The 21,017-nt window shown below is 44.2% G+C and carries 11 protein-coding genes; all 11 read left to right on the forward strand.

Going from position 1 to position 21,017, the window contains the following annotated elements:
- Nucleotides 1–20 precede the first annotated feature (20 nt).
- The 11 genes from GK047_RS07070 (at nucleotide 21) to GK047_RS07120 (ending at nucleotide 20,888) form a co-directional block, all read left to right on the forward strand.
- Nucleotides 21–1,667: an ABC transporter substrate-binding protein gene (locus GK047_RS07070; protein WP_240343776.1), complete on the forward strand. Its 1,647-nt coding sequence runs from the start codon at nucleotides 21–23 to the stop codon at nucleotides 1,665–1,667.
- Between the two features lie 119 nt (nucleotides 1,668–1,786).
- On the forward strand, nucleotides 1,787–2,650 hold the full coding sequence (locus GK047_RS07075) for a helix-turn-helix domain-containing protein (protein ID WP_163943090.1): 864 nt from the start codon (nucleotides 1,787–1,789) through the stop codon (nucleotides 2,648–2,650).
- A 223-nt stretch (nucleotides 2,651–2,873) separates the two neighbouring features.
- Nucleotides 2,874–4,946 carry a discoidin domain-containing protein gene (locus GK047_RS07080; RefSeq protein ID WP_163943092.1) on the forward strand — a complete coding sequence of 691 codons (2,073 nt, stop codon included), beginning with the start codon at nucleotides 2,874–2,876 and terminating at the stop codon, nucleotides 4,944–4,946.
- Nucleotides 4,947–5,160: 214 nt separating this feature from the next.
- Nucleotides 5,161–7,449 carry a glycoside hydrolase family 95 protein gene (locus GK047_RS07085; RefSeq protein ID WP_163943095.1) on the forward strand — a complete coding sequence of 763 codons (2,289 nt, stop codon included), beginning with the start codon at nucleotides 5,161–5,163 and terminating at the stop codon, nucleotides 7,447–7,449.
- A gap of 57 nt (nucleotides 7,450–7,506) precedes the next feature.
- On the forward strand, nucleotides 7,507–8,457 hold the full coding sequence (locus GK047_RS07090; RefSeq protein WP_163943098.1) for an aldo/keto reductase family protein: 951 nt from the start codon (nucleotides 7,507–7,509) through the stop codon (nucleotides 8,455–8,457).
- A gap of 25 nt (nucleotides 8,458–8,482) precedes the next feature.
- A complete protein-coding gene (locus GK047_RS07095; RefSeq protein ID WP_163943101.1) occupies nucleotides 8,483–10,279 on the forward strand; it encodes an alpha-L-fucosidase in 1,797 nt (598 codons plus the stop codon).
- Between the two features lie 35 nt (nucleotides 10,280–10,314).
- Nucleotides 10,315–11,325: a glycoside hydrolase family protein gene (locus tag GK047_RS07100; RefSeq protein WP_240343777.1), complete on the forward strand. Its 1,011-nt coding sequence runs from the start codon at nucleotides 10,315–10,317 to the stop codon at nucleotides 11,323–11,325.
- A gap of 19 nt (nucleotides 11,326–11,344) precedes the next feature.
- The gene (locus GK047_RS07105) at nucleotides 11,345–14,056 is read left to right on the forward strand and encodes a discoidin domain-containing protein (protein WP_163943104.1); all 2,712 of its coding nucleotides are present in this window, start codon (nucleotides 11,345–11,347) and stop codon (nucleotides 14,054–14,056) included.
- A gap of 1 nt (nucleotide 14,057) precedes the next feature.
- A complete protein-coding gene (gene bglB, locus GK047_RS07110; protein ID WP_163943108.1) occupies nucleotides 14,058–15,161 on the forward strand; it encodes a beta-galactosidase BglB in 1,104 nt (367 codons plus the stop codon).
- A 310-nt stretch (nucleotides 15,162–15,471) separates the two neighbouring features.
- The gene (locus GK047_RS07115) at nucleotides 15,472–19,089 is read left to right on the forward strand and encodes an S-layer homology domain-containing protein (protein ID WP_205516335.1); all 3,618 of its coding nucleotides are present in this window, start codon (nucleotides 15,472–15,474) and stop codon (nucleotides 19,087–19,089) included.
- A gap of 434 nt (nucleotides 19,090–19,523) precedes the next feature.
- Nucleotides 19,524–20,888 carry a discoidin domain-containing protein gene (locus GK047_RS07120; RefSeq protein WP_240343848.1) on the forward strand — a complete coding sequence of 455 codons (1,365 nt, stop codon included), beginning with the start codon at nucleotides 19,524–19,526 and terminating at the stop codon, nucleotides 20,886–20,888.
- The last annotated feature ends 129 nt before the right edge of the window (nucleotides 20,889–21,017 follow it).

The raw sequence follows: 21,017 nt of genomic DNA on the forward strand, positions 1-21,017 counted from the left end.
TTACAAAGGGAGGAATACAGATGCAAGGTATGAAATTATGGAGCTCAGCTTTATGCCTGACCATAAGTGCAACCGTTTTCTTAAGTGGATGTCAAACAGCAGATACGGCTGCTGAGGCATCTAAGCAACCAGGGGCTGCTCTGAACGAGGTAGTGAATCCGCCAGGCGTGCTGCCAATTACGAAAGAAAAGACGACGATAAAAGTGATGTCGAGAATTAATCCGACTGTAGAAAACTTCACAACGAATGAATTTACGAAATGGTTGGAGGAGAAAACAAATATCCATATTGAATGGGATGTAGCCAGCGATCCACAGCAGAAACTGAATATTTCACTTGCCAGCGGAGAGTATCCCGATGTTTATCTAGGGTTTAACATCACACCTGTACAGCTATCTCTTTACGGAAAAGATGGCGTATTCATACCGCTTAACAAACTTATCGACAAATATGGAGTAGAAACAAAAAAAATGTTCACGACGTTGCCTTATACGAAGGAGCTTTCGGCAACTGTTGACGGAACTATTTATGGACTACCGTCTGTGAATGAGTGTTTTCATTGTACGCACAGCACCAAATTGTGGATGAACAAAAAGTGGCTAGATACTTTAGGCATGCAAGTGCCCACTACAACAGAAGAGTTTTATCAAGTGTTGAAAGCGTTTAAGGAAAAAGATCCGAACGGCAATAAAAAGGCAGACGAACTTCCGTTTGTCGGAGCAAACATTGCGAATTCCTATATTGACACTTACATCATGCAAGCCTTCATAGACAGCGATAGAAGTATGCAGTTTTTGAAAGACGGTAAAATCCAAGTCGCTTTTAATCAGCCTGAATACAAAGAAGGACTTAAATATTTAAACAAATTGTACAAGGAAGGTTTAATTGATCCCCAGTCGTTTACACAAGATAGGAATCAGTTAAGAAAGCTAGGCGAGAGCCCAGATGCAGTCATCTTGGGGGCTATTCCGGCACAAAATCCGACTGTTTTCAATTTATTGGAAGGAACGCGTTGGAAAGATTATGTGGCGGTCCCACCGCTCAAAGGGCCAACTGGCGTTCAAGCGTCCAAATACATCCCACAAGGGATAACTACGGGTTCTTTCGTCATTACGAATAAAGCCAAAAATCCAGAGATTGCTTTACGCTTGGCTGACTTCTTGTATTCGGAAGAAGCCACGATGCGCGCTGTTCTCGGTAGACCCGATCAGGAGTGGAAGGTCGCCGGATCAACAGATATCGGCATCAACGGAAAGCCTGCTAAATACACGATACTTGGCAATACAGCTTCTGGCGCCAAGAATGCAACATGGGGACAAGTCGGTCCTTCCTTGCGCACCAATGAATGGCGTCTAGGGCAAACCGCCGATCCGAAAAACCCGCTGGAAGATTTACTTTATAAGGAAACACTTAATAAATACGAGCCTTACAAGCCAGATCCTAAGAAGATGATTCCGACCTTATTCTTCACCAATGAGCAGTCTGATGAGGTCGCCAATATTAGTAAAACAATCGATGACTACAGGAAAGAAACGGTTGCGAGAATGATTATAGGCGATTTGGATATCGATAAAAAATGGACTGAATATTTGAAAAACCTTGAAAATATGAAGCTCCCTCGCTACTTGCAAATCCATCAGGATGCTTATAATTCAATGAAGAAATAACTTAAACCTTTGATGAATTTGAAAGGTGTTACGCTCCGCCTGCCCGATGGCAGGTGGGGCTTTTTCTCCATTGTGTTAGGATGGGAGCATAATCCTGATCGATAAAGGAAGTGGCGGCCATGCAAATAACGAATCATTTGTTGTATCATAAACTTTCTGATTTACGAGTGAAATTGATCGACGCTAAACGAACCGTTTGTCCGCACGATTGGATACGTTTCGATTTTATACCCGAATACAATAAATTTTATTATATATGCGACGGCAACGGATGGATTAAATTAGACGGCAAGCTATATCGGCCTCAAGCGGGGCAATTGTTCTTTGCCCCCGCAGGTGTTTTACAATCCTTTTCAGTAACTAACGAACCTCCTTATACGATGTATTGGTGCCATTTCACTTCCAATTATGCGTTAAATCAATTATTTCGCTCTAGTGGAATTCCGAATCTCATATCTGTGGAGGAGGGCTCAGGCCTATTGGAATATTTTCGACAGCTAATCGATAATCGCAGTCAGGATGGGCTGACGACCTCGATCAAAATCCAGTCGGCCTTGTTTGAAATTATCGCGTACTTTATCGACCATGCAAGATTAGAAAGCTATGAGGATGTCAAATTCGCATCCATGAACAAATTGGTGGATACCATTAAATACATCGATGCGAACTTAGATAAAGAAATAACCATTCATGAGTTGTCGCAAACGGCACATTTTCATCCGAACTATTTTATTCGTTTTTTTAAAAACCATCTTGGGGTACCGCCCATGCGTTATATTTACGACCGAAGACTGGAGAGGGCAAAGGAATTACTCGGTTGCTTCACTTTATCGATTAATGAAGTTGCTCGTAGATCAGGATTTAATGATGCTTCTCACTTTTCAACCTCCTTTAAAAAGCATGTCGGGGTGTCACCCACTGATTTTCGTAATCTGTATACAGGGAACGATTCGATTCGCTCTAACGGCTCATTTTTAGGTTAGTTTTACAAAAAAAATAGTTAGTAAAGTTAATTTTTAATTCTATGAAAACGCTTTAAAATGGTAGAGTGAACATGTGCATTCACTTGTAGGCGAAATTGGCTTTGAAACAGTGTCTCCTAAGAAAGGTGGTGTGATTACTCCTGATTTCATTCTAGCGCCTTACAATTAGGGGAATATAACAGCAAATACTCCAGCCGATGGAGAAGTAAAAGCAGGTGCTATCATGTTTGCATTTATCACTTTTATTGGGGCAGCTTGTTTGTTTACGTGCATCGTTACTGCTATTCGTTCTCTATTCCAAAAGACAGGCAATCGCGAGAACCTTATAAGTTATCTTAAGCAGGGGCGTTCGACCTCAATTCGTATGCTTAGGGTTCGTAAAAACTACCTCATCTTAGCTGGACTTTTTCTCTCTTGCGTAGGATTGCTTCCCGTCGTCCAAGCTCAGGCCGCTGGGCAGATGGTGATCGATAGCCTCGATGGCCCTGTAACACAGAATGAAATTAATTCCTTCAAAGCATATATTCAAACCGTGGAGCCCGTCGTATGGCCTAATACCGGTTCCATGCAGAATGAATATGCCCAGGGCAAAAGTGGGGAAAGCATTAAAGCGATGGGGCTCATGTATGAACTTACTGGCGACACGGCAATTCTTGATCGCATGATCTACTTCTGCGACGTACTTCTTTCCCAAAGAAATGATATTTTAGCTGCTCCCTATGGTCATCGGACCGCATGGACGAATTCGATAGCTCCCGTATGGCCGGGCAATAACACAGGGACTGCATCCGCAGATTCGGCGAACGGTGATCCGGTTGGTCACCTTGCTTACTGCGCCAAGCTTATTCTCCAGCAGCCCTCGCTTTGGAATACGTCGGTCGCTATTGGCGACGACTATGGACATGGAGCGACGTATAGACAGCGAGCGGCTACTTTCGTAACAGAAGCAGATTATGTGGTTAACCAATTCCTTTTGCCGTCGCTGATTAATCTTTCAAACGGGAATAAATACTATTTCTCTGCACAATCCCCTTATATGAGCGGAGGCGTTATGCCCTGGAATCAGCAGATGATGATATCCTACGGATTACAAAATTTGGCTGCTTCTCATGCCATCATTGGTGATAACGCATCGTTAGTTTCTCAATATGATGGGATTGTTCAAACGAACCTGAATTGGTTCTTTAGCGATAATTCAGCCAAGCAGACGTATACAGACAGTGCCGGTAATACCGCTTACAACTGGGGGTACAATCCGACACTTCTGGGAGGAGAAGACTCTAATCACGGCAGCTTGGATGTAGCGGGTTTTTATCGAGCATTCCTAAGTGGGCGTTATGGGATCACGACCGCTATGATGATGCCGTTTGGCAACATGTATGCAGATGTGATGATCAAAGGACCTCATTATTTCGCAGGTCGCGTTGATGGAACGGATGGAACTGGGCACGGCGCATCAACCACGTATGCACGTAGTGGCAACCTCTTTTTAGCGGCTCTACGTCCTGATATGTATTACACACTAGCTAATGCGAATATACCTAATAAAACGACCTCGAGCATGGATACGTTCGCTCGCTTTATGTGGTTGAAGACGCAGCGGAACAATGGCGGAGATACGCAAGCGCCTACAACGCCCACCAATTTGACCGCAGCCGCAGTATCAGGCACACAAATCAATTTGACGTGGATGGCTGCTACAGACAATGTGGGCGTTACGAGTTATGAGGTTTACCGAGGAACCACGTTGGTGGGCACGTCTCCAACGACATCTTATAGCGATACAGGGCTCAATCCGTCTACTACTTACAGTTATAGGATAAAAGCGAAGGATGCAGCCGCAAATGCATCCGCAGCTAGTAATACGGCCAGTGCGACTACGACTTCAACACCGACGCCAACACTAAATCTTGCTCTGGGTAAAACGTACAGCGCTTCTAGTACTTGGAATGCTGCTTACGCCAGCGATAAAGCTTTTGATGGAAGCGCAGCTACCCGTTGGTCGGCGTCCAACGGATCATTGACCAATCAGTGGATCAGCGTGGATTTCGGCGCTAATCTATCATTTAGTAAGGTTGTAATCAAAGAAACGACTTTCCAACGGGTAACTTCTTTCAAACTTCAGTCTTCAAGCGACGGCGTAACCTATACGGATATTGGCGGCGCATCGGGTTCGACAATCGGAGCGATCAAATCGGTTAGTTTCACGCCAATAACATCCCAATATTTGAGATTGTACGTAACAACAGCAAGTGCCGTACCTACGATTAACGAGTTCGAAGTTTACAATCAATAAATGCAGCTAAAGTGACCGTATCGCCCTTATCGGCAATGCGGTCTTTCTTTTTTTAAAAGTGATGGAAGCTAAACGAGGTTCGTTTGTTATTTGCTGCTTTAAAGAAACAACCTTAAAAAAAGGCATAGAAGTATAAGTAGGGATAATGAATATCTGATAAAGCGGTTGTAACATCGAATCATACACAGCATGATGTCGAGGGGAGGGACTGTACATGAGCAATACAAAGCTATGGTACCGTAATTCCGCTAAAAGTTGGGTACAGGCTTTACCTATAGGAAATGGAAGATTAGGAGGCATGGTATTCGGTAAAACAGATGAAGAGCTCATCGGCCTTAATGAGGATTCGGTTTGGTATGGCGGTCCCAATGACCGAATGAATCCAGAAGCTCCTGTTTATTTTCCGCAAATCAGAAAGCTTCTTATGGCTGGACAGGTGGAAGAGGCTCAGTACTTGGCAAGACTGGTGTTTACGCCAACCCCTAAGTATGCAAGTCCTTATCAACCGCTTGGCGACTTGAATATTTGGTTAGATCGTCATCATGGGAAGGTCACTGATTATTATCGCGAGTTGGATTTGGATAGCGGCATCGCACGAGTTGATTATCGCAAAGATGGTGTGGCTTATCGTCGCGAAATATTTAGCAGTGCAGTTGATCAGGTAATGATTGTTCATCTGACCTGCGAGAAGCCGAACCATATCAGCTTAAGCACAAGCCTAAGCCGGAGACCCTTTGATCAAGGCGTGAAACGGCTAAGTGAGAACACTCTCGCCATGCAAGGACAGTGCGGACCGGGAGGTGTTGTTTACTGTGGTCTCCTGCATGCATTAACGGAGGGAGGAACGGTTCGTGTGATAGGTGATTTCATCTCTGTAGAGAAGGCGAGCAGTGTAACGCTTTTTGTCGCAGCAGGGACGACCTTTCGCAGTCCTGATCCACTCGCAACATGCACGGAGCAACTACAGTCCGCTCTTGGGAAGACCTACAGTGAGTTGCGGACAGATCATGTCCAGGAACATCAACGACAATTCCGCCGGATGACCTTGGAATTGGGGGGGGAATTGGAACAAGAGCTGTCTCAATTACCTACAGATGAGCGATTAACACGTGTTCAAGCCGGGGAAACGGACGCTGGTCTTATTTCTCTGTATTTTCAATATGGACGCTATTTATTGCTCGCGAGCTCAAGGCCGGGAACGCTACCCGCTAATTTGCAGGGAATCTGGAATGATCAATTCAAGCCGTCATGGGAATGTAATTATACAACCAACATTAACCTACAGATGAACTATTGGCCAGCTGAAGTATGTAATTTGAGTGAGTGCCACGAGCCATTGTTTGATTTCCTGGATCAGCTTAGGATTAATGGGCGCCAAACAGCCCGCACAATGTATAACTGTCGTGGATTTGTTGTTCATCATAACACGAACCTATGGGCAGACACCTTCATCAATGGTCAACTCGTGAGAGCCAACACTTGGCCAACCGGTGGAGCATGGCTCGCACTGCACCTTTGGGAGCATTTTCGGTATGGACAGAACATGGAGTTTCTATCCGAACGCGCCTATCCTACATTGAAGGAAGCGGCTGAATTTTTGCTCGATTATTTAGTCGAAGATGGGCAGGGTAGGATGGTAACGGGACCTTCCGTTTCACCTGAAAATAATTATTATTTGCCTGGCGGCGGTATCGGATTTTTATGCATGGGGCCGACGATGGATTTACAGATCGTTCGAACGCTGTTCAGCAGCTGTATCGAAGCAGCCTCTTTGCTACAAACAGATTTTGAATTCGTTGAACTTCTTCAGGCAGCTCTGCTGCGGATTCCCAACCTGCAGATTGGTAAATATGGACAACTGCAGGAATGGTTGGAGGATTATGAAGAGCCGGAACCGGGTCATCGACATATTTCCCAATTATTTGCCCTACACCCGGGTGAAATGATTACAGCTGAGCAAACACCAGATTGGGCCCATGCAGCGAAGGTTACGCTGGAGCGCAGACTTACTAACGGCGGCGGTCATACAGGTTGGAGTCGCGCTTGGATTATTAATTTTTGGGCTCGTCTGCAAGAGGGGGAGAGAGCTTATGAGCATATACAAGCATTGTTGCAATCTTCGACCCATCCTAATTTGTTTGACGATCATCCGCCATTCCAAATTGACGGGAATTTCGGTGGAACAGCAGCCATTGCGGAAATGCTGATTCAATCGCATGCTGGAGAAATTCGCTTGCTTCCTGCTCTTCCTGCCGTATGGAAGAATGGTCGCATAACAGGTTTACGCGCTCGTGGCGGTTTGGAGGTAGATCTTGCCTGGGAGGATGGGCAATTAAGCTCAGCCGTTATGAAAATGAAGGCGAGCGGAAAGTGCCGCATTCGGAGTGTCAAAGGATTGCAGATTTCATTGAATGGGGTTCTAATTCAGGTGAAAGCTCTAGAACCTTCTCTTTTTGAGTTTGAGACCCAAGAAGGAACTACCTACATCATTACGAGTGAATAAGGGATTGAAGAAGCGGCATTTCGTTCTTGAATTTTATCTATGTCAGGAGGGCATAAAATGTTATATAGACGTTTAGGCAGCAGTGGATTAAAAGTAAGTGAATTAAGCTTGGGCAGTTGGCTTACCTATGGCGGTGCTATCGATTTCAAGCAATCGGAATTAATTATTGATAAAGCTTATGAGCTTGGCATCAACCTCTTTGATACAGCCAATGTGTATCACAAGGGGGAGGCGGAGCAAGTCGTTGGCAAAGCGCTAGCTAAATATCCTCGGACATCCTACGTTCTGGCAACGAAAGTATGCGTGCCGATGGGAGATGGGCCTAACGATCGCGGATTGTCCCGAAAACATATTAGGGAGCAATGCGAAGCAAGCTTGAAAAGGCTTGGTGTCGATTATATCGACTTGTATCAGTGTCACCGTTACGATACGGAGACACCGCTTGAGGAGACGCTTCGTGCTTTAGATGATCTGATCACGCAAGGAAAAGTGTTATATACTGGCGTCAGCATGTGGAAGGCCGAACAACTGATCGATGGCATTCATATTGCCAAATCGCTGAATCTAGATCGGATTATTTCCAATCAACCTCAATATCATATGTTCAGACGCGGGATAGAAAAAGATATTGTGCCCTTGTGTAAAAGGGAAGGAATCGGTCAAATCGTCTACTCACCTCTGGCTCAAGGGATTTTGACTGGGAAGTATAAACCCGGCATGCCATTTCCTGATCAATCCAGGGCAGCAGATCCAGCGCAAAATGGGGCCATTGTAAATCTGATTACCGAGGAACAATTAATCAAAGTGGAAAAGCTGGGGACGATTGCTGAGCGCAATGAACTCAGCTTAGCGCAGTTGGCCTTAGCATGGATTTTGCGATTGGATAATATATCTAGTTGTATTATTGGCGCTTCCCGACCCGAGCAGGTGGCTGAGAACGCCAAAGCTTCGGGTGTGAAGCTTTCTCCGCAGGATATTCAGGAAATAGAAGCTATTCTTTCTGCATAAGTGACTTTCAGAAGGGAAGGGTAACATGTCGATGAAAGAAGACCTCATGGATAATGCAGAGGCCCAGAGCAGTAAACCCTTCATGCTTCATGATGAAGGCAAGGATGAGGAAAGAGAAAAGCGTATTGCCTGGTGGCGGGAAGCCAAAGTAGGGTTGTTTATACACTGGGGCTTATATTCGCTGCCTGGGGGCATTTGGCAGGGTGAGCGGGTTAACGCTACATATGCCGAGCATCTGCAATTACGAGCTCAAATTCCGATTAAGGAATATGAGCAAATTGCGGATCAATTCAATCCCGTTCATTTCAATGCAGAGCAGTGGACTCGTATAGCTAAAGAAGCTGGTTTAAAATATTTGATTTTTACAGCCAAGCATCACGATGGTTTTGCGATGTATCATTCAGACGTAAGTGCCTATAACATTGTGGAGGCAACACCATTCAAGCGAGATCCTGTTGCAGAATTAGCAATCGCCTGCCGTCAGGAGGGCATTACGCTGTGCTTGTATTATTCCCATGCGATGGATTGGCATCATCCCGATTCCCAAGGGAACACGTTGGATTATCCCGCTAATATTGGCGCGTACGATTCGCTGGAATCTTGGGTCAATGATGCTGATAAAAGTATCCGCTACAAGCGTTACTTGCAGGAGAAGGCTTATCCGCAAATTAGCGAGTTGCTCACGCTTTATGGTCCTATTGGCATTCTATGGTTTGACTGTGGACATAAGGTTACGGATGAGCAGGGTCATCAATTCGTTGATTTGGTTCATGGGCTGCAATCGGGTTGCTTAGTCAATCGTCGAGTCCGAAGAGAAGGTTTCGGTGATTATGAGAATACGGGCGATAATCAGCTTCATATTCGAAATCCAAGACGGGATTGGGAGTCAATCGCGACTTTAAATCACTCCTGGGGCTATAACCAAACAGATCATAGCTGGAGAAGTCCGAAAGATATTCTGCATGACATGATCAACGTTGTCAGTATGGGCGGTAATTATGTGATTAACGTGGGACCTACTGGAGATGGAGAATTTGATCTTAAATCAATCGAACTGCTTCATGAAATGGGTAACTGGCTGAAATTAAATGGTGAAAGCATATACGGCACACAAGGAAGCCCGATTGGCAAACTGCCATGGGGGCGCTGTACGCTGAAGGAGCATAAGCTCTTTTTACATGTCTGGGAATGGCCTGCTCAGGGCAAGCTGATCGTGCCAGGCATTCGTAATCGGATTCAAAGCGCTATTCTACTCGTTGATTCGGAAAAAGTCTCTTTAAGCATAGAGTGGTTGAACAATACTTCAGGGGATATGATTATTCAGTTACCCCAAGAACCACTTGATTCCATTTGCACGGTAATTGCACTCGAATTCGAGGGTGATATTGACGCGAATCCAATGCGAGTACTATTTTCAGATCAGGTGTGTAATGTATTCGGTGTTTTTGATGGGGAGCTACATGGCGACACGTTAAGATATGATACAGGAAAATTAGGCAGAGATAATGTGAGAGATTGGCAGGCGGGTGGAGACTATATCCAATGGCAGTTCCGTGTGATAAGCCCCGGTCTCTTTAAAGTCTATGCCGCATATGGTGCTAACGAGCAATCCGTTGGAGGTTCCTTTGTGCTCACATCAGGCCAAGACAAACTCGTAGCCCATGTGAATTTTACGGGGGGAGCGTATCAGTTTCAAAGCTTTGAGCTTGGCGACATGGAGTTTGCCGAAGCAGGTGACTATACATTGACTGTTAAACCCGATACCATTCGCGGTAAAGTGCTGATGAACCTGAAGGAAATTACACTCGAGAGTCTTGGATGAGTTAATTGCCTAATCCTATTGAGGAGGTGTACGTTTTGTTCCGAAAATTAATGCCTGCTCCTGTAAATGGAGGATTCCGTATGGATGATTACTGGGTTTGGTGCGGTTCCGCAGTCAAAGGTGAAGATGGAAAGTTCCATTTGTTTGCATCACGATGGCCGAAGTGGCTCCCTATGCATCCAGGTTGGCTCGTCCAGTCTGAGATTGTTAGAGCGGTATCCGAGTCGCCGGAGGGTCCATACGTATTTCAGGAAGTTGTTCTTCCTGCAAGAGGTGCGGAGTATTGGGATGGTCGGAGCACACATAACCCGCAAATCGTGAAGCATCAAGATCGTTATTTATTGTTTTATATGGGCTCTACGCACCCACTGTCTGAACCCATTCCAGGCGATGGTTATGGGCTTAATGATCCTCGCTGTATAGTTGCCCGTGCAAATAAACGCATTGGGCTTGCTGTGTCGCATAGCGTATTCGGTCCATGGGAAAGAAGGAATGAGCCTATTCTATCGACAAGACCCGGGAAATTCGATAGCTTCTTAACATCGAATCCAGCACCGTGTATGAATGACGACGGATCTGTGCTGCTCCTGTATAAAGCAAGGAAATATGAAGATAACGTACACGGAAAAATGACATTTGGTGTGGCGCACGCTTCACACTATGACGGACCTTATCAGGTGCTTAGCGATCAGCCATTATTTCCACCAGATGTTCATATGGAAGATCCTTTTATTTGGCGTACAGCGGATGGTTACGAGCTGATCGCTAAAGATATGGAAGGGAATTTGTGCGGAGAAAAGTACGGAGGGATTTGCGCGTATTCTCAAGATGGCTTGTCGTGGAAGCTATTTGAGGATTCGTTTGCGTATTCACGTACCATCCAGTGGGATGATGGAGTAACGCGTCAAATGGGCAATTTGGAGCGACCTTTTATCTTGTTTCAGGATGGTCAACCCACCCATCTTTTTGCAGCTACATCGGATGGGACGAAGGGATTTCATGATGCTTCCCAGACGTGGAACATGGTCATTCCAATAGCCCCATAATAAATAGGTGTTTTCTGGAATGAAAGCTTTACTAATCACTAATTTCATTTCTATTGGAGGCGTTATGTCGAATACCGAAGTAAATCTAGCTTTTTCCAAAAAAGTAATTGGCAGTTCAGAAACGATGAATGCCACGGTAAACCATGCCGTGGATGGAGATGTGAACACTTTCTGGCAGCCTCTGGGCATGGACAGGAAAGAGGATAATCAAGTTTGGATGACGATCGACTTGGGTGATATTGTTTCCTTCAATAAGGTTGTTTTGCACCTAGCATCGGGCTTCATAAGTGAATATCACCTTCTCTATGCTCAAGATGAAGAAAAATGGATGAATGCTTATGACTGGGATTCGTCCAAAGGCTGTATGAGTACCATAGAAACTGCGTTATTTCCTAGAGTTTCAGGGAGATATTTGAAGCTCGAAGTCGTGCTGTTCGATCCCGATCGGGATTTCCAGTTGAAAGAAGTCGAAGTTTATGACATCCTGTCAATTGCTTCAGGTCCCTTATTAGATCGCATTTATTTTTCTGACCCATCTCTGGGTATTTTTTCACAGGATGACACCATCCCTTTACAGGTAGGAAGTACCGCCCGTTTGATATTAGAAGGCTTCCTGTCGGATAAATCGGAAGCGGACTTGACCGCTGCTGACATCTCATTCTCGAGTACGAACCCAAGTGTAGTCGAAATTGATGAAAACGGTGTTCTACTTGCAAAATATCCGGGTGTTGCACAAATCAAAGGCGTTGCGAATCTGGAAAGTGTGTCCCAAGCAGCCAGCATCTTTGTTGATGTTTATGAACCATCGGAGTGGACAGCGGACACATGGTTGGAGCACGAATCCATCGTTATGCAAATCGGTCAACCGTCATTGCTGACTCTAGGGAGTCCTTATCCTGTTTTGCATATCGTTCCTAATGAAACAACGATGGCCAAGGTTTCTTTGATCAACGGAAAGACAGGGGAATGTTTTGCCGTGCTTCCGGAACGAGAAATCGCCGCAAAAGAGGAAAGCGTCTTTGTTTTTCCAGGTCATGCTGTCAAGCTTGCGTTTTACGAAATATGTATAGCTTTAGTATCTAAGGATACATCCATTTTTTATGATGCTTTTTTCTTTACCGTTGTTGATCCGAAGACTTCGAGAGAAGGTCAAAGCACGATCGTTTTCTTGGGGGAGACAGGAAAGCTGGAATACGTGCCTGATTATAAAGGTAACCGCGTTTTAGATTTCTCCAATAGCGGGTATGGCGGTGGCGGCGTGAAACTGCCGGATATCGAGCCCGTTGTTGTTATTAAACCGTTGGCAGGCGATAATACGCAGCTAATTCAAGAAGGTATTGACCGTATATCGGCAATGCCTCGATCGGCTGAAGGTTTTCGTGGTGCTGTGATATTGAAGAAAGGCATCTATGAAATAAGCGGAAAGCTGCGTATCAGCGCGAGCGGTGTTGTAATTCGAGGGGATGGTGCTCATGTTGGGGGTACATTGCTGTATGCAACAGGGAAAATCCAACGGAATTTGATTGAAATTTCCGGTGTGGCAGGTCCACAGTTACTGGTAGATACGAAAACGCCCATTACCGATTTATATGTTCCTTCGGGAGCCCGCTCTTTTCATGTCAAGGATGCTTCGAACTTTCAGATAGGTGATATGATTAAAGTTATGCGTTATAGCAATGAACGTTGGATTCATGCGATCGGCATGGATACCATACGGATGCGACCCGTAACGGGAGGGACAGTCCCGTGGCCGCCTTTTCAATTGGAATTCGACCGAGTAATCACACAGATAGATGGAAATCACTTGACGATTGACGCACCTATAGCAAGTGCGATTGAAAGCCGCTGGGGTGGAGGAGCAATCGTTAAATATGAGGATTCTGAACGTATCGAACAAATCGGCATCGAAAATTTACGGGTTGATGTGGCATTTGACGCTACACTTACAGATACGCGAATCGATGGCAACGAGGGAAGCTTTTCTTATTATGCGGATGAAAATCATGCAATTAACTTTATTTATGCGGATAATGTCAAGCATGCATGGATACGGAATATTATCGGTTTTCATTTGCAGCATGCGTTAGTTCAGGTAGGACGCAATGCGAAGTGGATGACCATTCAGGATTGCGTAGCTTATGAATTTATCAGCGTTATTACAGGAGGACGACGCTACCCGTATCATCTGATGGGTGAATTAACGCTTGTACAGCGAGCATATGCAGAAAAAGCAAGGCACGCATTTGCAGTAGATGCCCGGGTTGCTGGCCCCAATGTATTCCTAGATTGTGAATCAAATATTGATTATAACACTAGCGAACCGCATCATCGTTGGTCGGTTGGTTGTTTGTATGACAATGTTACAGGACGGATCCACATCCAGGATCGTGGTTGGCTCGGTAGCGGCCATGGATGGTCAGGTGCTAACTATGTTGCTTGGAATACGAAAAATGAGCTTGTCTCCCAACAGCCGCCAACGGCCCAAAACTATGCAATTGGCCATGTAGGAACGAAGGGCACATCATTTCTTCCCAACGCTTATGATCCAAGGCCTCGAGAAGATGGGTATTGGGAAAGCTTTGGAGCACACGTGCATCCCCGAAGTTTGTATATCCAGCAACTGGAGGATCGTCTTGGCCCTGAAGGGGTAAGTAACCTTCAAGGCATTCCCATTATCAACAGGAAAGAGCCTGGAGAATCTGAATTATACTTCGAATTAAGGAGTGAATAGCATGAAAAAATCAGTGGCTTTTGAACATTATGCCGACATTATTACCAAGCTCATTTATCAGATGAAGCATTTAAAGCCAACCTTCCAGGAGAGTGTGGCGATAGGTATTGTCTCCATGGATAATTGGGAATGGCCGCAGGGAGTAGGGCTTTTTGCACTCTATTCTTATTATAGAGATACCGGTAATTTAGCGATAAGAGACGATTTGATCCAGTGGTTTGATAAACGTATTGCCGAAGGCTTACCTGAGAAAAATGTAAATACCATGTGTCCTATGTTGACACTAAGCTATTTGGCCGAAGAAACGGGAAGTGCCCACTACATGGACCTCTGTAAAGAGTGGGTTACTTATGTGATGGAAGAAATGCCCAGGACAGATGAAGGCGGGCTTCAACACATCGTTACCAGAAATCGTAATGAAGGTCAGATTTGGGATGATACGCTATATATGACCGTCTTATTTGTAGCTAGAATGGGAGTACTGTTACAAGATGACACCTATTTCCAAGAAAGCATACGGCAATTCTTCGTGCACCTCAAATATTTAACGGATGTGAAGACAGGATTGTTCTATCATGGCTGGACGTTCATCGGGTGCCATCATTATGCCGAAGCCTTATGGGCCCGAGGGAATTCCTGGTATACCGCTGGACTTGTAGACTATTTGGACATTGCCCCGCTACCAACGGGTGTAAGCCAGTTTTTACTTACTTCTTTGGAGCGGCAGGTTCGCGCATTATCAAGGCTCCAGCATGAAAGCGGGCTTTGGCATACATTATTAGATAAACCGGATTCCTATTTGGAAACCTCCGCGTCAGCTGCCTTTGCTTACGGCATTTTGAAAGCGGTACGTAAAGGCTTTTTGGCTGAAGCTTATCGAGCTGTAGGATTAAAAGCACTAGAAGGCGTATTGCATAAAATTGATGAAGCCGGTATCGTTCACGGTGTTTCCTATGGCACTGGATTGAAGGGTGATCTCGATTATTATCGTAATATTAAACAATGTCCGATGCCTTATGGTCAGTCGATGGCGCTTCTGCTTATGGTCGAGGCAAGTAAATTAGAAGATGATCGTGTCACCAAATCCAAGATGACCTTAAGTTAGTTCACTATCAACATAAATAACTAGTATGTCATCTTCCCTCCCATAAATTATGATTTTGAAAAGAGAAAGGAAGGAGGTGCCCCTTTTTGGAAAGCGCTTGCAATATCTTGCGAGTTAGATTTGTTGTCACCGTTGATACAAGTGTACTTGCTTGTGTTCAAGTACTTTTCTCTGTTAACGAACGGTGATCGCAATCAAGTTTTTTAATCCTCCCATCAACAGAGATATGGGGAGCGGATTGATTTGAAGCGGGTTCACCGGATTTTCGAATCATACGCATATTGAGGGAGGAAACATGAAACCAATGGTCATGAAAAAAAAGTTATCACGATTAGTCACATTCGCAATGATATTCTCCATGTTTGCTACGGTAGATTTGGTGCAAGCAGAAACAACACCTGCAACACCAACGACATCTGTAGTACCAACTGGAACTGCTCCTGCAACACCAACATCAGCACCAAGTGTTACACCAACCACAACACCAGCTCCAACCAAACCAGCATCTTCCCTATCCCCATCTCCTGGATCAGCAGCAGTACCTTTGGATACACAAGCTAAGTTTAAAGCCTTGCAAGCAAAAGGAATTTTGGAAGGTTCTGACGAAGCGGGCACAGCAGCTCTGGATCAAATTTTGACTCGTGCGCAATTAGCAAAAACAATTGTTTTATTGAGTAATCTGAAAGAAGATAAAGCTGCTGGCTCAGTCTATACGGATGTGGATAGTTCGAATTGGGCTCTTGGATTTATCGGTGCAGCAACAAAAGCGGGTTATATGGAAGGCATAGCATCTGGGCACTTCGATCCAGCGGGTCAAGTAACAATTGAGCAAGCTGCATCCGTATTTGTACGCGTGCTTAAACTTAAAGCAGATGAATCGTCAGCCGTTGCTGGAACCGTCTCCGCTTGGGCGAAAGGAAACGTTGCCGCAGCAATCGAAGCTGGTTTCATTACCAAAACAACAGATTATACAGTAGCTGCTAAGCGTGAACTGCTTGTCAGTTCAGCTTACCAAGCTTATACCACACTACAAGCTGGCGAAACAGTGCCCGCTGTGACCAAAGTCTCCGTTGCAGAATTCAAAGCAACAGGCGCAAAAACATTATGGGTCAAACTAAATGGCGCTGTTGCGGACACGACCAAGTTAACTATCTCTGTTCTACGTGGCGGAAGCAATGGAACCTCAGCAGCAAGCACACCAAAATGGCATGCAGCAAAGAACGAAGTAACCCTAACACTCGATACAAAAATGACGGATGGCGTTTACTCGGTAAAGTTGGAAGCTGTAAAAGATGGCGGTCTAACCATCGATAAAGGAAACGCTGATGTAACTGTCACGAGTGAGAACATTACCAAAATTGAGTTTAATACAGCTTCGGATACCTTGGCACAAGGGAAGATCAAAATTGGATTCAAGGCAACGAATCAGTACAACGAAGTATCTGACCTAAGTGCCTCTCGTTTCACCATACTGACGAGTCCAGAGTTGGATGCGTATTCTGCCAGTGACAGCCAGTCTTTGAATATTGACGTAACAAGCGCAGTCTACTCCAGAAAATTACTGAAAGATCAAAAAATTGAAGTGAGAGTTGCCACACCTGATTTCTCAGCTCAGGCAGTAAAGTCCTTTACTGTAGGTGACCCTCAATCTATTGCTAAAATAGAATTAGGGGATATTACTTACGTAAATGGCAAAACGAATCTTGAGGCAGGCGATATTGCATCGATTGCTTACAAAGCTTTTGACCAATATGGTTTTCAAGTAACCGATCTTGATGTATTGGCTAAAAATACGAAGACCTATACAAGCAGCGCTGGTGTAATTGATTCTACAGCCACTGAACCTCCTCAAGGTTTTGGCTTTGTAGTTGACTACACCGGGGATAATCTTCCCGAGCTGAAAGTAAAAGCGGCTTCGACAATTAATACATACCGTGATCAAGATGTAACGCTTACTGTATTTGCTTTTTCTTCCGGCCAAGAAGCATCGAAAATAATGAAGGTATCGAACCAAAAGACACCATATGAGGTTAGCTTTGGTGCTTTCCCTAATACAATTGCTGTTGGTGACGATGACCTATTTATACCAATTATCGTTAAGGATCAAGCCGGTACAATTTTCAACACGGATGAAGTTGTGAATAGTGCTGACAAAATTAAGGTTTTCGGTTATGGGATTCATACGGTTACGGTTGGCGGAAAAGATATTTCTGGCAATTATGTGGGGGGAATTGAGAAAGAAGGCGGTAATCGAGGCAAAATTCGGATTTCTGACTTGAAGTCCCTTGGCGATAAAAACACTGGCGTGCTGACAGTTAAAGCCATGATAGTTGCTACAGGCAAGACCGCATCTTACACGGCAAGCGTTGTTGGTAAACGTCATCCGAACTCCGTGTTCCTTTCCGTTACACCCAAAGTAAAAATGCTGCCTTCTCTTGATTTAAATGATGGAAAAACTGAAAATATATTCAGACTAAAGTACAAAGACCAATACGGGGAAGAATTCGATAGAGATTATAGGGGGTATACCGTTCAACTCAGTTTCAACAAAATATCGGGTTCGGTCACGGATGCTGTCTACTTCTCCAGAGGAGGATATACGTGGGATAAAGATACGAAGCTCCCGAATAATCCGACTCGATTGGACTCAGCGATCAAATCTATCATTCTAGAGGGTGTAGATGCAACGCGTGATGGTTATAACCCTCTAGCAAATGAAATCGGGTATTACCGTGATAAAGATTTGCTCTTTACTTCGAACATTGGCGATAACAATGAAGGGAATTATCAGTTAACAGCCAAACTATTCAAAGGAGATTTAACGGCTGTAACAGCAGGGACTGCATCCTTACTTTCAACTACAGTTAGTTCTACGCAGCTATTAAAGGCTAAAGAGTCTGACAGTTTAACTTATACGATAACACCATTTACGAATGGCATCTACACGATTGATAAACTCAGCGGTGCCCTCCAAGGTGCCAAGACAACCGTCGTCAAGGATGTATATTCAACAGAAGGCTACGCTTTAGAGAACATGTTTGCAGGCAAAGTAATCCTAACAGCTAAAGATTCTAGTGGGAATATCGTTCAATTACCGAACAATCCAATAAAAGCGGTAACGACTTCCAATCCACAAGTTTCAGCTGTCGTTAATAAGCCTAAAGCCGATGGTGCAGTTGCCAAAGACTTCGATGGCTATGGGATTCGTGGAAAAAACGTAGGAACGACAAGTATTTCAACCGTGTTCAAACCATCCAATTATACGGGGTACAAATTCGCTTTTCTTGAAAACATAGCGATTAAAGAAGAAGGATTGTTTGCCAGCTCATTGACAGCTTCCTTTAACGGTAAATCAAGATCCATTTGGTTGTCTGCTTTGAAATCCGGCGTTAATATTTACACGGGGAATGATACTGGCAAGCTCAATCAAAAGCAAACCTTTAGCAATATTACCTTAAGTGATCAATACGGAAATAATACGTTTAAAAACAGTTCAGTTATCCGAGTGGCTTCAGTATTTGGTATCCAAATTTTCATTAGTAATATACGATGGGCTACGGAAAACATCGTTCCAGGTTCAGGTTATCTGGCTGTCGAATCCAATGTTAGTGGTGTAAATAACGTAAATGGGTTAGCGAATGCGCCGTATCCGCTAATTGGGCCGGACGCAAAAGGCGAGTATGTATATCCATTAGATGACAAAGTGATAGGAGCAGCAGCGGGCAAAGCAGTAGACCCTACGGATTGGGTTTTCTCGTCGGTTAATCCTACTGTTCGTCTCCTTCGCGGAGACGCTAAATATGTCTACATCCCTGCTAAATCTGTGATTAACGGTACTGATGTGGAAGTAGCATCATTCACAGCAACGATGATCACGGCTAATGGCAAATCGATATCAGTTGATGTGTTCCCTGATGCAAGTAAGTAAATTCAAGTTAAAAGAGAAGACCATAGAGGTCTTCTTTTTTAGCTCAATTTGCACAGTATAAAAAAGCAAAGAAATTTTTTGTGAGTAGCGTGCAAATGTTTGTGAGCGTTTACAAAAATTTCGCTGCAGTATTCTCAAACCTGTTATTTTAAGGTAAAATAAAAACAGCAGTAAATTGTTCAAGAGGTTAAAAGTGATTCGGTGTTAGCATGTACACGGACTCATTTTTCAATAGATAACACCTCTTTTAGCCTAAAAGTATAAACGTTTAAACTAATGTGGTAGAGGAGGGAAGAAAGCGTTTGAAATATTGAAAAGTTGTTAATAAGGAGGTTTCTTGCCTGAAGGTTGAAACGCTTAACTTATTTCACGGGAATTAGAAAACCAATGATATTTGCAACTATCTTATTATTTCAGGAGGGATTTTATTGAATATGACCAACGCTGCGCCATCCAAAAAAACGGGGAAATTATTTTTTCTTGTTTTCCTTTGCTTTGCTATCGTGATTTCAATGTTTAGTCTAGTGCCATCTTTTCAAACAAAAGCTTTTGCTGCGGGGAATCTTGCGTTAGGGAAGGTGTATAATGCTTCAACAACTTGGAGTTCATCTTACTCCGCGAATCTTGCGTTTGACGGAAATAGTTCCACTCGCTGGTCCGCATCAAGCGGTTCGCTAAACAATCAATGGATAAGCATTGACTTCGGTACGGCCACAACGTACGATCAGGCGGTAATCAAGGAAGTTACTTTCCAAAGAGTAACGAGCTACAAGCTTCAATCTTCTGATGATGGCAGCACCTATACTGATATTTCCGGAACTACAGGCACTACGCTTGGCGCTAGTAAAACCATTAATTTCTCGCCAGTATCCTCGAGGTATTTACGCTTATATGTCAATTCCGCATCCGCAGTACCTACGTTAAATGAGATCGAAGTATACAGTCAATCTACAACACCGACACCTACGCCAACAACAACACCTAATCCTACACCGACACCGACTACAACACCACCGCCTACATCGCATGACAGCAAATTCCCGCCAGGCACTCTCCAGTTTCTGTGGAGCAAAACAGGACTTGATGGCGAGCAATGGGATAATATTATGAAGCTTATCAACAAACCTGAGCAAGATAATATTAATTGGACTGAGTACTATGGCTACTGTGAAAACATCAATGATGATCGTGGATTTACGATTGGCATCTTCGGCGCTACGACAGGCGGCACCAATGACGATGGTCCTGATGGACCGGCACTTTTCAAGGAATTTGATGCGAGTAGCGGTTCGAGCAATCCAACCATCGCAGGAGGGCTGTCACGTGCAGGCGTACATGGAACTATGCAAGGTTCGATTCTAAAAATCACGGACAGCAAAAGCTATTTCTGTGGCAAAATCAATTCCTTGCAAAACAACGCTGCATGGAGAGATGCCATGTGGAACACATTCTACAAAGTATATATCAAATACAGTGTAGAGCAAGCGAGTCAGCGCGGTTTCACTACAGCTCTTACGATCGGTTCTTTTGTCGATACAGCGTTAAATCAAGGCGCTGCTGGTAATTCTGGTAGTCTTGAAGGTGTCCTTTCACGTTCTGGAAATAGTACAAACGAGAAAACCTTCATGACGAATTTCTACGCTAAACGTACTTTAATCGTAGATACTAATCAATATAACCAACCACCAAATGGAAAGAACCGCGTGAAGGAATGGAGTTCGCTCTTGAATATGGGCGAAACTGATCTGAAAAATGCAGATGCAGCAGTAGTAAGCGTCACAGACTGGGAGATGCACTAGTAGGATGATTTGGGGTAAACCCATTCACTTGTGACGACATCATCAGAATGAAGCTGTAAAAACAAGAACAGCCTTGCTCTAAAGGTTGTTCTTGTTTTTTTTGCCATTTTTCTTCTAAACCTCTCGTCA

It is taken from the genome of Paenibacillus sp. SYP-B3998 (assembly GCF_010820665.1).
Lineage (GTDB): Bacteria > Bacillota > Bacilli > Paenibacillales > NBRC-103111 > Paenibacillus_E.

Coding starts and splice junctions, on each gene's coding strand:
- GK047_RS07085 (WP_163943095.1), top strand. CDS start 5,161: ATGAGCAATACAAAGCTATGGTACCGTAATTCCGCTAAAAGTTGGGTA.
- GK047_RS07090 (WP_163943098.1), top strand. CDS start 7,507: ATGTTATATAGACGTTTAGGCAGCAGTGGATTAAAAGTAAGTGAATTA.
- GK047_RS07075 (WP_163943090.1), top strand. CDS start 1,787: ATGCAAATAACGAATCATTTGTTGTATCATAAACTTTCTGATTTACGA.
- GK047_RS07080 (WP_163943092.1), top strand. CDS start 2,874: ATGTTTGCATTTATCACTTTTATTGGGGCAGCTTGTTTGTTTACGTGC.
- GK047_RS07105 (WP_163943104.1), top strand. CDS start 11,345: ATGAAAGCTTTACTAATCACTAATTTCATTTCTATTGGAGGCGTTATG.
- GK047_RS07115 (WP_205516335.1), top strand. CDS start 15,472: ATGAAAAAAAAGTTATCACGATTAGTCACATTCGCAATGATATTCTCC.
- GK047_RS07095 (WP_163943101.1), top strand. CDS start 8,483: ATGTCGATGAAAGAAGACCTCATGGATAATGCAGAGGCCCAGAGCAGT.
- GK047_RS07120 (WP_240343848.1), top strand. CDS start 19,524: ATGACCAACGCTGCGCCATCCAAAAAAACGGGGAAATTATTTTTTCTT.
- bglB (WP_163943108.1), top strand. CDS start 14,058: ATGAAAAAATCAGTGGCTTTTGAACATTATGCCGACATTATTACCAAG.
- GK047_RS07070 (WP_240343776.1), top strand. CDS start 21: ATGCAAGGTATGAAATTATGGAGCTCAGCTTTATGCCTGACCATAAGT.